This window comes from Alteromonas sp. 4NH20-0056, from assembly GCF_057539655.1.
In genome coordinates this window covers 1-13,594 of record NZ_BAAJLS010000004.1, presented here as the reverse complement: position 1 = coordinate 13,594, position 13,594 = coordinate 1, and the positions used below count along the sequence as shown (strand labels likewise).

General features: G+C 44.2%; 15 protein-coding genes. 9 read left to right on the top strand and 6 right to left on the bottom strand.

What is annotated here, in order from left to right:
* Positions 1 to 68 precede the first annotated feature (68 nt).
* Genes trkA through def form a run of 4 tightly spaced genes read right to left on the bottom strand, consistent with a single transcriptional unit; the run spans position 69 to position 4,269 of the window.
* Positions 69 to 1,448 carry a Trk system potassium transporter TrkA gene (gene trkA, locus AC27EZ_RS08665; RefSeq protein ID WP_421133043.1) on the bottom strand — a complete coding sequence of 460 codons (1,380 nt, stop codon included), beginning with the start codon at positions 1,446 to 1,448 and terminating at the stop codon, positions 69 to 71.
* 24 nt (positions 1,449 to 1,472) lie between these two features.
* The gene (rsmB, locus tag AC27EZ_RS08660; protein WP_487134956.1) at positions 1,473 to 2,795 is read right to left on the bottom strand and encodes a 16S rRNA (cytosine(967)-C(5))-methyltransferase RsmB; all 1,323 of its coding nucleotides are present in this window, start codon (positions 2,793 to 2,795) and stop codon (positions 1,473 to 1,475) included.
* Positions 2,796 to 2,797: 2 nt separating this feature from the next.
* Positions 2,798 to 3,751: a methionyl-tRNA formyltransferase gene (gene fmt / locus AC27EZ_RS08655; protein ID WP_487134955.1), complete on the bottom strand. Its 954-nt coding sequence runs from the start codon at positions 3,749 to 3,751 to the stop codon at positions 2,798 to 2,800.
* 8 nt (positions 3,752 to 3,759) lie between these two features.
* Positions 3,760 to 4,269, bottom strand: coding sequence for a peptide deformylase (gene def, locus AC27EZ_RS08650; RefSeq protein ID WP_487134954.1), 510 nt, complete (start codon positions 4,267 to 4,269; stop codon positions 3,760 to 3,762).
* A 206-nt stretch (positions 4,270 to 4,475) separates the two neighbouring features.
* On the opposite strand from def, the gene AC27EZ_RS08645 reads away from it, so the two are divergent.
* The 7 genes from AC27EZ_RS08645 to AC27EZ_RS08615 all read left to right on the top strand — a co-directional run bounded on the left by AC27EZ_RS08645 (position 4,476) and on the right by AC27EZ_RS08615 (position 10,127).
* Positions 4,476 to 5,558: a LysM peptidoglycan-binding domain-containing protein gene (locus tag AC27EZ_RS08645; protein ID WP_487134953.1), complete on the top strand. Its 1,083-nt coding sequence runs from the start codon at positions 4,476 to 4,478 to the stop codon at positions 5,556 to 5,558.
* A gap of 33 nt (positions 5,559 to 5,591) precedes the next feature.
* Complete coding sequence (gene dprA, locus AC27EZ_RS08640) at positions 5,592 to 6,701, top strand: DNA-processing protein DprA (protein WP_487134952.1); 1,110 nt, start codon at positions 5,592 to 5,594, stop codon at positions 6,699 to 6,701.
* A gap of 1 nt (position 6,702) precedes the next feature.
* On the top strand, positions 6,703 to 7,179 hold the full coding sequence (locus AC27EZ_RS08635) for a DUF494 family protein (protein ID WP_487134951.1): 477 nt from the start codon (positions 6,703 to 6,705) through the stop codon (positions 7,177 to 7,179).
* Positions 7,180 to 7,213: 34 nt separating this feature from the next.
* Entirely contained in the window at positions 7,214 to 7,756 is a 543-nt protein-coding gene (locus tag AC27EZ_RS08630; RefSeq protein WP_487134950.1) for a DNA topoisomerase family protein, read from the top strand.
* 20 nt (positions 7,757 to 7,776) lie between these two features.
* On the top strand, positions 7,777 to 8,361 hold the full coding sequence (gene tsaC, locus AC27EZ_RS08625) for an L-threonylcarbamoyladenylate synthase type 1 TsaC (RefSeq protein WP_487134949.1): 585 nt from the start codon (positions 7,777 to 7,779) through the stop codon (positions 8,359 to 8,361).
* On the top strand, positions 8,358 to 9,290 hold the full coding sequence (gene hemF / locus AC27EZ_RS08620) for an oxygen-dependent coproporphyrinogen oxidase (RefSeq protein WP_487134948.1): 933 nt from the start codon (positions 8,358 to 8,360) through the stop codon (positions 9,288 to 9,290). Before tsaC ends, hemF begins: the two co-directional genes overlap by 4 nt.
* Positions 9,291 to 9,452: 162 nt before the next feature.
* Positions 9,453 to 10,127 carry an OmpW family outer membrane protein gene (locus AC27EZ_RS08615; protein WP_487134947.1) on the top strand — a complete coding sequence of 225 codons (675 nt, stop codon included), beginning with the start codon at positions 9,453 to 9,455 and terminating at the stop codon, positions 10,125 to 10,127.
* Positions 10,128 to 10,185: 58 nt separating this feature from the next.
* On the opposite strand, the gene AC27EZ_RS08610 is transcribed toward AC27EZ_RS08615, so the two are convergent.
* Complete coding sequence (locus tag AC27EZ_RS08610) at positions 10,186 to 10,617, bottom strand: group II truncated hemoglobin (protein ID WP_487134946.1); 432 nt, start codon at positions 10,615 to 10,617, stop codon at positions 10,186 to 10,188.
* Between AC27EZ_RS08610 and aroE the strand changes: the two genes are divergently transcribed.
* Together aroE and AC27EZ_RS08600 are read left to right on the top strand one after the other, a co-directional pair.
* Positions 10,616 to 11,437 (top strand): shikimate dehydrogenase, encoded by an 822-nt coding sequence (aroE, locus tag AC27EZ_RS08605; RefSeq protein WP_487134945.1) that lies wholly within the window; start codon positions 10,616 to 10,618, stop codon positions 11,435 to 11,437. The two genes, AC27EZ_RS08610 and aroE, sit on opposite strands and share 2 nt — an antisense overlap.
* A gap of 131 nt (positions 11,438 to 11,568) precedes the next feature.
* The gene (locus AC27EZ_RS08600) at positions 11,569 to 12,513 is read left to right on the top strand and encodes a hypothetical protein (RefSeq protein WP_487134944.1); all 945 of its coding nucleotides are present in this window, start codon (positions 11,569 to 11,571) and stop codon (positions 12,511 to 12,513) included.
* A gap of 37 nt (positions 12,514 to 12,550) precedes the next feature.
* On the opposite strand, the gene AC27EZ_RS08595 is transcribed toward AC27EZ_RS08600, so the two are convergent.
* A complete protein-coding gene (locus tag AC27EZ_RS08595) occupies positions 12,551 to 13,078 on the bottom strand; it encodes a gamma carbonic anhydrase family protein (RefSeq protein WP_487134943.1) in 528 nt (175 codons plus the stop codon).
* Positions 13,079 to 13,594 lie beyond the last annotated feature (516 nt).

Here is a 13,594-nt window from a genome sequence, read left to right as displayed (position 1 = left end):
CAGGACTCTTACTGCCAACAATACTCTAACGCGCGACTGATAGCTTAACGGTCGCACGTGAAAAACGATTAGCCAAAGAAAAACGCACTAGGTTGGAAGAGCTTTTCTACATCGCCTATGTATTTTTTGTCGACTAAGAACAAGATAATATGGTCGTTCGGGGCTATTTTAGTATCGCTATGCGCAATGATAACCTGTTCATCCCGTACTATTGCGCCTATGGTTGTGCCTGGCGGTAGTTTAATATCGCCAATTTGTTTACCTACCACCTTTGACGTGTTCTCATCACCATGTGCGATGGCTTCAATCGCTTCCGCAGCCCCTCTTCGTAGACTATAAACGTTAACTATGTCGCCTCGACGTACATGCGTTAACAGTGCTGAGATAGTGGCCTGCTGAGGAGAAAATGCAATATCAATTTCACCGCCTTGAACTAAGTCTACATAAGCGCTGCGTTGAATAAGTACCATGGCTTTTTGCGCGCCCATACGCTTTGCTAACATGGCCGACATAATATTGGCTTCATCGTCGTTGGTCACCGCAATAAATGCATCGACTTGTTCTACATTCTCTTCGCTTAGCAACTCGGGGTCAGAAGCGTCACCACAAAACACAATGGTCTTGTCTAAATGGGCGGATAGGTACTTTGCCCGTTCATTGCTGAACTCAATCAATTTCACATTATGATTATGTTCAAGCTTCTTCGCGAGACCGGCGCCGATTAACCCCCCTCCGGCGATCATTATGCGTTTATAGCTAGACTCAAGCTTTTGAAGCTCGCTCATGACGGCACGTATATGCTTAGTTGCTGCAATGAAGAAAACCTCATCATCAGCTTCTATTACTGTGGTGCCAAGCGGTCGGATAGGGCGTCCACGACGGTATATCGCGGCTACACGGGTTTCTACATTAGGCATATGGTCTTTTAATGCCGATAGAGCGTGACCGACCAATAGCCCGCCGTAATATGCCTTAACCGCAACCAAGCTAGCTTTACCATCGGCAAATTCTACCACCTGCAATGCGCCGGGATAATCAATCAGGCGTTTGATTGCCTTGGTAACTAATTGTTCTGGCGCAATAATATGGTCAACGGGAATGTCTTGCTGTTTGTATAACTGTTCTTGGTAAATAATGTATTGTTCAGAACGAACGCGGGCAATTTTTGTGGGTGTTTTAAATAAACTAAACGCAACCTGACAGGCCAGCATGTTACTTTCATCGCTGTTTGTAACTGCGATAAGCATGTCAGCGTCTTCTGCGCCCGCTTTTTTAAGAACATCAGGGTGAGATCCCACCCCAGTGACAACTTGAAGGTCGAGCCTGTCTTGAAGGTTACGCAAAATGGCTGGATCAGAATCGATAACCGTAATTTCGTTCTTTTCGCCTACTAAGTTTTCGGCTAAGGTGCCGCCAACTTGTCCCGCCCCCAAAATGATGATTTTCATCGTTGTAACATTGCCTTATTGCTTTTATTCGCCAGAAGACTTTACCAGTCTCGCATAGTAGAAACCATCCATTTGTTGTTCGCCCGGCAATATCTGTCTTCCAGGTGTCGTCGTGGTTTCACTTTCAACAATGGTACTAAGGTGTGCGCTAGGCTCACTTTCCAAGAAAGCGCGGATCTGAGCGCTATTTTCTTTAGGTAATATTGAACACGTGGCATATAGCAGCGTGCCGCCAGGCTTCAACGTTTTCCATAGGTTCCGTAAAATCTTTCCTTGTAACGCCACCAAGGTATCGATATCGCTAGATTTGCGTAACCAACGTATGTCTGGGTGGCGCCTAATTACGCCGGTGGCCGAACAAGGCGCATCAAGTAGAATACGGTCAAACATTTCACCATCCCACCAACCGTCAGTGCTAGCGGCATCACCTTGCTTAATATCTACAGTGTGCTTTAACCGTGTCATGTTCTCTTCAACACGCGTTAAACGCTTTGCATCAGCATCTAGCGCTAAGCAGTATGACACAGAGGGCGTTCGTTCCATGATATGGCCCGTTTTTCCTCCCGGTGCTGCACAACAATCCAATACCCGTTCGTTTGGCTGAGCATCAAGATAATAAGCCGCTAATTGTGCAGCACCATCCTGAACGGCGAAGTGACCTTCATCAAAACCAGGCAGGCTAGTAATATCTGAACGGCCTTCAAGAATAATCGCGTCGTTGTGCGCATCGCTTAACGTGTACCCGATATTAGCGTCATCAAGTTTAGCAATGAAAGCGGCTTTCGAGGTTTGTTGAGCGTTAACACGAAGCCAAATGGGTGCCATGCCATTAGTGGCATCAACAACCTGCTTGATATTATCGCTGTAAGCCTCAGCAATTGATTTGTATAACCACTTTGGTAAACCACTCGCGATAATTTCATCATCAATGGGCTTTGCTGCGATATCATCGCGCTGAAAATTACGCAATACGGCATTAACTAAACCTTTCAGTGCGGGTGCCCCTAAATAGGAAGCTGCACTAACTGTTTCGCCAACGGCAGCATGCTTACTAACGCGAGAAAATGCCAATTGATAGAGCCCTAAAAGAATAAGGTGCTCAATAATTTTTTTATTTCCTTTAAGAGGCTTGTCGAGCAGCGAGCGTAGCCAAGTTTGCAGTATGGGCAATTTTCGCATGACGCCTAACGACATCTCTTGGATCCACGCGTTATCTTTTGGTGGATGACGGCGCTGTACTTTGTCTAATATTTCTCTAGAAGACTTTCCGTGCTCTAAAATTTGATAAATCACCCACGCACAATCGGCACGCAGGTTTTTTTGTTTAGGTAAGGGGGTTGGTTTCACTATTATTCCGAAATGGAGAGGTTGATGCCGGGTTCAAACCATGCTTTACGTGCATTCACGACGTCTGCTGCTGACATCGCTTTTTTACCTGGTATCTGAAGGCTCAAAATACGTAATGCGGTTGTGCCTGTAGCAATCACAATACCGTTTTTGTCGGCTTGAATTATTGTCCCTGGCGAGTGTTGTGCTGGTACGTCTTTAACGACTTCCGCTGACCATACTTTTATATTCTGATCATTCACCTTCATCCACGCGACAGGCCATGGGTTAAACGCACGAATATTGCGCTCTATTTGTTCAGCATCACTGTGCCAATCAATAAGTGCTTCTTCTTTTGAAAGCTTTTTGGCGTAGGTAGCAACTGCATCATCTTGCTTTTCAGGAGAAATGGTGTCGATGTTATCTAAAACATGAATAAGCGAGACAGGGCCTCGCTCTGCTAACTTGTCATACAGTGTGGCGCTTGTGTCACTACTTTGGATAGGTAGGCTATCGATATGAAGCATATCGCCGGTATCTAAGCCTTCATCCATTTGCATAATGGTTACGCCTGTTTCAGCATCGCCTGCCCAAATAGACCGTTGAATCGGTGCCGCACCACGCCATCGCGGCAAAATAGAGCCATGCACGTTTATACATCCCAAGCGCGGCATTTCCAGCACGGCTTTGGGTAACAATAAACCATAAGCAACAACAACCATCACGTCAGCGCTGTGAGCCGCTAAAACTTGTTGGGCGTCTTCATCTTTTAAAGACGAAGGTTGATGTACCGCTATGTCATGTTCTAACGCTAAGGTCTTCACTGCACTTGGTGTCAGCTTTTTTCCCCTTCCCGCAGGGCGGTCAGGCTGAGTATAAACAGCAATCACCTCGTGTTGTGATGCTAATAGTGCGTGAAGGTGCTTTGCTGCAAAGTCGGGTGTACCCGCAAAAATAACTCGAAGTGATTTGGTCAAAACTTACCTCAGGCGCGAGTAGACAGACGAGCTTCTTTCTCTAGCTTTTTGCGTATACGCTGACGCTTAAGCGGAGACAGGTAATCAATAAATAGTTTACCTTTTAAATGATCAAGCTCGTGTTGAACACAAATGGCAAGCAGCCCATCGGCTTCTAACTCAAACGTTTCACCTTTTTCATTTAAGGCTTTTACCGTAATGGCTTCAGCACGTTCAACTTTGGCGTAATTACCTGGAACCGATAAGCAACCTTCTTCGCTAATCGTGGTTCCGTCTTTGTGGGTAATTACGGGGTTGATGAATACGCGCGGTTCGTTTTGCTCTTCGGAAACGTCCATCACGACAACTTGTACATGACGGTTAACTTGCGTTGCCGCTAAACCGATGCCGTTTTCATCTTTCATCGTTTCGAACATGTCCGAAACAAGTTGTTTGATTTCGTCATTTACTTCTTCCACCGGTTTTGCAACGGTGCGAAGACGCTCATCAGGAAAACTTAATACGTCTAAAATTGCCATGTCTCGCTTACTTCACCTTTTCGCAGTATAAATTCATATACGATCTGATAGTCAGCACACTTTACAGTGCTTATTAAGTTACTATTCTAACGTATATAGTGTTATTTCGTGCAGTTTTTTGTATTGGTCCACACTATTAGGGCATATTGCCGATATAATAGTATTGTCTGAAAATTCAACAGTGAATAGCAGTAAAAAATTTGCGGGTGGTTAATTTGAAAAATCTATTAAAACAAAAGTGCCTAACGATAGTACTGCTTGTGGCGACATTCTTCTCGTTGCCTGCACTAGCATTGCAACTTAAAGAGGGGGCGCCACAAACCTACACGGTGAGTAAGGGCGATACGCTGTGGGATATTGCAAAGCTCTTCCTCGACAAGCCTTGGCTGTGGCCTGAATTGTGGCGAAACAATACGCAAATCGATAATCCGCATCTTATTTACCCAGGCGATGTTCTTATTGTTAGGTATATAGATGGCGAGCCGGTCATTACCGTTCAGCGCGATAAGCAAACGCTGGTTCTTTCCCCTGATTCAACCCGTCGTGTGAAATCATCACCAATTGACACTTTACCGTGGTCGATGCTTGCCCCATATATAAATAATCACGAATTAATGGCGTCGACACGTTACGAGAACTTACCGCATTTATTGGGCAACGATGATGCCAACGTACGTTTTGTAAGTGAAGATTTAGTACTAACGCAACATCAAAACACGTCCACTGATCAGTTACGTATAATTCGTAAGCTCTCTACACTAAAAGACCTAAGCGACAATGTGCTGGGTGTTCAGGTCGTGCACGTTGCCGATGCCAAAATGGTGCAGGACGCAAAAATGCCCCGTTCTACACTATTGGCGTTAACCGATGCTAATCAAGAAGCGCGTCGCGGTGATCGAGTACTGAGCGAGCCAACATCACCACACGAAGACCTTATTTTACAACCCGCAACAACGCAACGCGGGGCGGTGATAAGTGACCTGCACGATCATGATTTACTCGGTAAATATGATGTTGTTGTTATTGATATAGGCAGTGCAGACGTTAACCCCGGTACCGTGATGGGCTTGTACGCACAAGGCCCAGGTATTATCGACGATGATACCCCTCGTTATGTTAATGAGCCTGGTGCATCGACAGGAAGTGATTTCTTTGCTGACGTTATTGAGCAACCGGCACTTAAGATGGGCGAAATTATTGTTTTTAAAACGTTCGAAAAGGCGAGTTTTGCCATCATTACTCGTGCGAGTAAAAACGTAAAACGCGGTTTTATTGTAGCCAATCCATAGCATAACGATAGCCGCTTTATCCAAGGAGCGGCTATGCATCAACCTACATTATCTTCATCACAACGTGCGTGGTTAACCCTCGCCTCTGCGGTAGACGTGCCAACCGGGAAATGGCTAGCATTACTCAACGCTTATGATTGTAAACCGGAGGACATCGTTAGCGATGACCTTAAGATAAACGATTTACCTGAGTATAAGCCGCTCGTTAAAAAGATATCGAAGGCGCGTGTAACAGACGCTATTTTATGGTGGGAGGTCAGCGACAATCACCATATTGTGAGTTATGCCTGCGACACTTACCCTAAACACTTGCTCGCATTAGATAATCCGCCTTTGGTGTTATTCATTGTGGGCCATCATCAATTGCTGGTTAACCCTTCCGTCGCCATCGTTGGAAGCCGTAGGGCTAGTCATCAAGGTAAACAAATTGCGCATATGCTATCAATGCAACTGGCGCAGCAGGGAGTAACGGTAGTCAGTGGTATGGCAATGGGTATCGATGCAAGTGCACATCACGGCGCACTTGGCGAAACGGCGAGTACGATTGCTATCACGGGTACCGGGCCTGATAACGTTTACCCGCCCAAGAATTTGCAATTACATGCGCAAATAACCGAGCGAGGAGGGGCTTGTATGACCGAGTTTTTTCCTGGCGTGTCTGCAAGAGCATGGCATTTCCCTCGACGTAATCGAATTATTGCCGCGTTAACCCTTGGAACCGTGGTGGTTGAGGCAAAAATTAAGAGTGGCACCTTGATAACAGCGAATTTGGCCGCAAATATAGGGAGAGAAGTATTTGCAGTACCAAGTAGTATTTTTAATACGCATTCTGAAGGTTGTCACTGGTTAATCCAGCAAGGTGCTAAACTGATAACTAACGTCGATGACATTATTGATGAAATTGCGGTGCAGCCATTACCTTTTATGACTAAGGCTGATACCGATAGCAAAAAAAGTGAAGTGAATAACTTGGCAACCGATACATTATTAGATAGTGTGGATTACGACATCACTGCTATTGATGTTATAGCCCAACGCAGCGCCACTCCTGTGAACCAGGTAATGGCAGTGTTATTAGAGTATGAGTTGCGTGGTTTGGTAACTGCTGTCCCTGGCGGTTACGTTAAATTGAGGGGTAAATAATATGTTCGACATCCTCATGTATCTGTTTGAAAATTTCATTCACAGTGAAACAGAAATTCGTGTTGACCAAGATGAGTTAACCGAAGAGCTTGTGCGTGCAGGTTTTCATCATGATGAAATATACAAGGCACTTGCGTGGCTTGAAAAGTTAGCCGCGCTACAAGAAACCGATATTAAGCCGTATTTCTGTAAAGGGATTAATACCAGCCTTAGTCGTATCTACACCCACGACGAGCAAATGCGTCTCGATGTAGAGTGTCGCGGTTTTCTCTTGTTCTTAGAGCAGGTGGCTGTGCTGGATGCGTCGACACGCGAAATGGTTATCGACCGTGTCATGGAAATCGATTCAGCAGAATTCTGTCTTGAAGATTTAAAGTGGGTAGTGCTTATGGTGCTATTTAATGTACCTGGCAAAGAAAAGGCTTACGCGCAAATGGAAGATTTGTTATTTGACGAATCTGATGGTGTGTTGCATTGATTAATGCAGCACGTCAGATATTGCTGTAGCCATCATGTCGAAAATAGACCATTCATTATTTTCAGCACATGAACATGCGTTGAACGACACATTTGGGGATTGCCCAGAGTGTGGCAAGGCATTGCATATAAGAAACAGTAAGTCAGGGCCATTTATTGGCTGTACTGGCTACCCAGATTGCCACTTTAGTAAACCATTACACGACAAACAAACAACACTACTTAAAACGTTATCCGGTTCATCGTGCCCATTGTGCCATGAAGAGTTAGCGATTAAGAAAGGTCGGTTTGGTATGTTTGTTGGCTGTACCAATTTCCCCACGTGCCACCATATTGAGCCCATAAAACAGCAAGAAGACACGCATGTCGTTTGCCCAAAGTGTGAAAAAGGGCAGCTTATTTCACGCACAAATAAATACGGTAAACAGTTTTTTGCGTGCAATCACTATCCCCAATGTCGTTATGTGTTAAATTTCACGCCAATAAATAAAAGCTGCCCAGAATGCGGGTGGGCTGTCATGATTGATAGAAAAGGACGCGCATGCTGCCCTCAACCTTTATGCGGGTATTGCGAGTAAACGAGAGTTAACGTACTAAAATGAACACCACAAATAACGCTCATGAAGGGCGAGAAGATAACGTTGATCCAATTATCAGCGCGTTTGAAAATGGCGAGCTACTGGTGTATCCCACCGAGGCGGTAATGGGCATAGGGTGCGATCCTGATAATGAAGCTGCAGTGCGCAAGCTATTAGAGATAAAACAAAGATCTATTGAGAAAGGGGTAATCCTGATTGCAGCCAATTATTCTCAGCTTTTACCCTATGTAAATGATGACGCAGTACTACAACATAAGCGTACTGATATCTTTTCCAGTTGGCCTGGGCCTAATACATGGTTGCTGCCTAAATCGAAAAATACACCTGCCTGGTTATCGGGCTCTCATCCGAAAATAGCAGTTAGGGTCACTAATCATCCTGTCGCTAAAGCGTTATGTGAAAAACTCGGTAGGCCGATTGTTTCTACCAGTGCAAACTTAGCGGGTGAGCCTCCGACACGCAGCATTGATGAAGCTAAAACGGTGTTTGCTGATTCCGTAGTGTATGTCGAGGGTGATATCGGAGGGTTAGACAAACCGAGTATTATTAGAGACGGCGATACTGGAGAGGTAATACGCGCATGACTCAGTCGTTACAATTAGATGGCAAAAATGCTGCTGAAGTTATAGCGTTAGTAAAAAGCTATTTGCTCGGCTTACAAGACAACATCTGTCAAACGTTAGAATTAGCTGATGGCAAAGGGCAGTTTGTTGAAGATTCTTGGGTACGTGAAGAAGGTGGTGGTGGCCGCTCTCGCGTTATCAAAAACGGCGCCGTTATTGAACAAGGTGGGGTGAATTTCTCGCACGTTTTTGGCAGCCAAATGCCTGCGTCAGCGACGGCCAATCGCCCAGAGCTTGCAGGTAGAAACTTTCAGGCAATGGGTGTGTCATTGGTTATCCATCCACACAACCCCTATATTCCTACTTCTCATGCTAATGTACGTTTCTTTATTGCGGAGAAAGAAGGTGAAGCGCCTATTTGGTGGTTTGGTGGCGGCTTCGACTTAACGCCATTTTATCCGTTTAAAGACGATGTGATGCATTGGCATGATACGGCTAAGAAACTATGCGCTCCGTTTGGCGAGAATGTATATCCAAAATACAAAGCCTGGTGTGACGAGTATTTTTATCTTAAGCACCGCGACGAAACGCGAGGCGTAGGCGGGTTATTCTTTGACGACCTAAACGAACTTGGTTTTGAGCAGTCATTTGCTTTTATGCAAGCGGTCGGTAACGGTTACCTAGATGCTTATATTCCCATTGTCGAACGCAGAAAAGCGATGGCGTTTACTGAGCGCGAGCGAGACTTTCAATTATATCGTCGTGGACGTTATGTTGAGTTTAATCTTGTTTTTGACCGAGGCACCTTATTTGGGCTTCAAACCGGTGGTAGAACCGAATCGATATTAATGTCGATGCCACCACTAGCCCGATGGGAGTATTGTTATACTCCTGCGCCAGGTAGCGCAGAGGCAAAACTTATTGATTGGCTGAAGCCAACCGACTGGTAATGTGTTGGGCTGCAATGCCTTTGCAGCCCGTAATCTTGATCCATATCAACCCTCTATCCTATTGGATTCCCCAGTGCAAATGACCTTTGCGCTGGATCAATAGAATTATTCGTAAACGTATTACAGTGACGTCATCTTATTTAAACACAGAAGAGACACACTATGCGTAAACAAGCACTCTCAGCACTTTGCCTTTCTCTTGCACTAGCAGCGCCATTCGCGACAGCACACCAGCAGGGCGACATCATTGTCCGTGGCGGTTTCACAACAGTTACCCCTGACGAATCTACGTCTAACATTATTGCAGGTGGGAATGATTTAGGTGTCGCGCTTACTATTGATAGTAATACCCAGTTAGGGATTAACGTTGCTTACTTTGTTACCGACAATATCAATATTGAATTACTTGCCGCAACGCCGTTTAAGCATGATGTTAATTTTTCAGTAAACGACCCATTAGATACTGGCACTAAGCTTGGTGAAGTAACGCATTTGCCGCCGACATTAACTGCAAACTACTACTTTAACGATGCAAGTTCAGCCTTCCAGCCATATATTGGTGCAGGGATTAACTATACGTTTATCTTTGATGAAGAATTTACGTCTGCTAACAAAGAGGCTGGCCTCAGTAATTTATCGCTCGATAACTCTTTTGGTTTATCTGCACAAGTAGGTATGGATTATAAAATTGATACAGACTGGCACGTTAATGCGTCTGTGCGGTTTATTGATATAGATACAGAAGCGTCGTTTAACGTGGGTGAAGCAAGCGGCAGCGTTAACAGCATCGAAATAGACCCATGGGTATATACACTCTCTATTGGCTACACCTACTAAGCTGCTTGTAAGTTAACACTACATATATGATAAACGCGCCTAAATCACCGGCGCGTTTTTATTTTGTGTTCACCATGTGTTCAGCTAGTTGGTCTAGCGACGAAAGTAATTGCTGTGCCAACGTAAAATCATCAACGGTTTGATGCATGGCTTTACGCATACAGTACATCCACTGCGCTTTCAGTTCTGGTGTAACGGTAAAAGGCAAATGTCTAGCGCGTAAACGCGGGTGGCCAAACTCCCGTTGATAGTTATCAGGTCCACCCAGCCACAAGCTTAAATATAAAAAGAACACGTGACGAATGCGAGTAAGCGGCTGAGGGTGCATCGCATAAAGTTCGTCTGCAACACTATCGGTTTCCATAATGTCATAAAAACGATTCGATAATTCTCGCACTTTCTCTTCTCCACCTATTCGAAAATATGGTGTAGTCTGATCGACCTTATTGTCGCTTATTCGTTTCGATTTAAAGAAGTTTCGTATTCCCATGAAAAAATTCGCTGTATTCGGAAATCCTATTGCCCAGAGTTTATCACCAACTATTCATAAAATGTTTGCTGATCAAGTTGGAGAGAGTATTTCTTATGAGAAGATACTTGCGCCAGAAGATGGTTTCATTGATGCAGCAAACGTGTTTTTAGCGCAGAAAGACGCGGTGGGTTGCAACGTCACCATGCCGTTTAAGCTTGATGCATTTAACCTAGCAAAAGTTGATGACCAAGCTGCTAAAGATGCGCAGGCTGTTAATACACTAATGAAAGGTGATAACGGTGACGTGCTTGGATACAACACAGATGGTATCGGGCTGGTAAACGATTTACTAAATAGCGGTGTTGAGATAAACGGCAGGCACGTGTTGCTTATCGGAGCCGGCGGTGCAGCGCGTGGTGTGATTTCTCCGTTATTAGAAGCAGGGGCTGCTTCACTGACTATAGCAAATAGAACGAAAGCGAAAGCAGAAGAAGTGGCCAATGCTGCTTCAAACGCTAAAGTGCATGTGGTGTCGCTTGCTGACATAGCAACGGTTAAGCCCCACATCATTATTAACTCAACTGCCGCCAGCTTGAATAACGAATTACCGTGTAGTTTGCAAGACGGTGTTTTAGATAACTGTGACGTGGTTTACGACATGGTTTATAAAAACTCCCCTACGCGCTTTATGCGAGATGCGGCTACGCTAGGTGTTGAAACGCAAATAGATGGCTTAGGCATGCTGGTCGAGCAAGCGGCCGAAGCGTTTTATATATGGACGGGAAAACGCCCTCATACCAAACACGTCATCGAATATTTAAAAAAAGCGGTTGAATAGTTTAAGCAAATTTAACTTACTCCCCCCCCCCGAATTTGATAACTTTTTTCAGTGATGGTGAGCGTATTATTTATTTTGCCTTCTTTCATTAGTCATTATGAGTTTATAAAAAACGTTTAAACAAGGAAGTTATGAAGTTAATCCCCTCCTTTTTTCTAACCGCTGGTCTTTTAGTGAGCTCGGGTAATTCTCTTGCTTCAACAACAGTGACAGTTTGTGAAAGTGTTTCATCCTGTTCAGATTCTGCTTTGAGAAGTCATGCTATTAGTGTAGCAAAAGGTGAGCCTGCCGATGTAATCGTGTTAGATGTCTTCAAAGGTAAGAGTTATCATTATGAGGTGACTGTTGTAGATGCTGGTGGTCTTGAATTCCCCGGAATGTATGCTATTGGAGCGCGAAAATTATCTACGCTGCCAGATGAGGTTACAATAGCTGCTGCGGAATTTATAGGGTTTAGTACTGATCCACTTGGTAGTGTACTTGGCGAAGTATCTATGGAATTAAGCGTCGTCAACGGGAGACCAGTATACATACTGAGTGATGTGTGGAGCGGCTCTCAGAGTCTCTCTGAGTTGGGTCAGTCTATCTACCAAATAAATAGTGCAATCTCATCTAAACTTCAAAGAGCTGCTGAACTTAGAAAAGTAGATGTAACCGTTAATTTGTCAACGATGTTACAAGCTCAAATTTCAAAGGCACTAACCGGTGCAATTTCTGCCTCGGTATCAATATCGCAGTCTTCGTCAAATCAAGCAACAGTATATTTAAAAGGTGACAACTATCTCACTGTCGCTGTGAGCTTGACCTACAATGGCGCGAAAGGAGTGACAGCAGAGGTTACAGCAATTTCAATTATTGATGATGGCGTCGTTGTGCTTGAAATACCAATAGAAAATGGCGTACCTAATCTTGAAGCTGTTCTTGGAAATACCTATGCATATAATGGTAGCAACCAAGTCGGCTTGAGTAATTGGCTCGCTGGACTCAATCTTGGATTATCTTGGAATCTTCGACGCGGAATTATAACGGTAACCGATATAACCGATCCCGATATTGGTGAAGTCGAAGATCAATAAATTTTAGAGACAGCATCCAACTATGGATGCTGTTACTTTACTTCAGGTAGTCATCTTTTAGTAAAACATAGTTAACAGCGGACTGTTTTAAGAAAGCCATCTCTGTGTCACTAAGCGTTCTCTTCTTTTGCATCGGGTTTCCTACATAAAGAAAACCACTTTCTAACCGCTTATTTGGCGGTACTAAGGTACCTGCACCGATAAACACGTCATCTTCTACTACCACACCATCCATAATGATAGCGCCCATACCAACCAAAATACGGTTACCTAGCTGACATCCATGCAACATACATTTATGACCCACTGTTACATCATCACCAATAATAAGCGGATAGCCGTCTGGGTTTGTCGATGTCGGGCGACTAACGTGTAATACAGTGCCATCCTGTACGTTGGTTCGCTTACCGATGCGTATTACATTTACATCGCCGCGTGCGGCCACCAATGGCCAGATACTACTATCATCATCTAGATAAACATCACCTACGATCACCGAAGACGTATCTATATAGGTGTTTTCACCAAGGGTAGGAGTAATAGACTTATATTCGCGTAGTGTCACAGTATTACCTTTTCGTTATTCGTTATTCGTTATTCGTTAAAAGTAAAAGAGCATAATCATAGTGATTTTCAAATGAGTGAGAACCCTATGGTTCTAATTTTAACATAGTGGCAGCGGTGTAAATCGAAAATGTACAGGTTGATTTGTGTGGATTATCACCGCATCGGCGGTATTTTGAACGAACAAACCAAATATGACACTTTTTTTAAAATAGTTGTTGACGTGAGCGCTCAGATCCCTAAAATGCGCATCCGCTTCGGGAGGAAAGCAAAACGGTTTACCTCCTTAAGTAAGTCTCTACTACCTATATAGGCCAGTAAAGACGGGAGTTTAGAAGATGCGCTTCAGAAAATAAATTTTCAAAAAGTGTTGACATCAAAATCTTCCAGCGTATAATGCGCACCTCACTCAAGCAGAGTGAGTCACCAAAAAGCAACGGCTTACGGTGAAGCTACTAAGTAGCAATGTTCTTTAACAATTTAGACAAGACAATCTGTGTGGGTACTCATTGAGGGT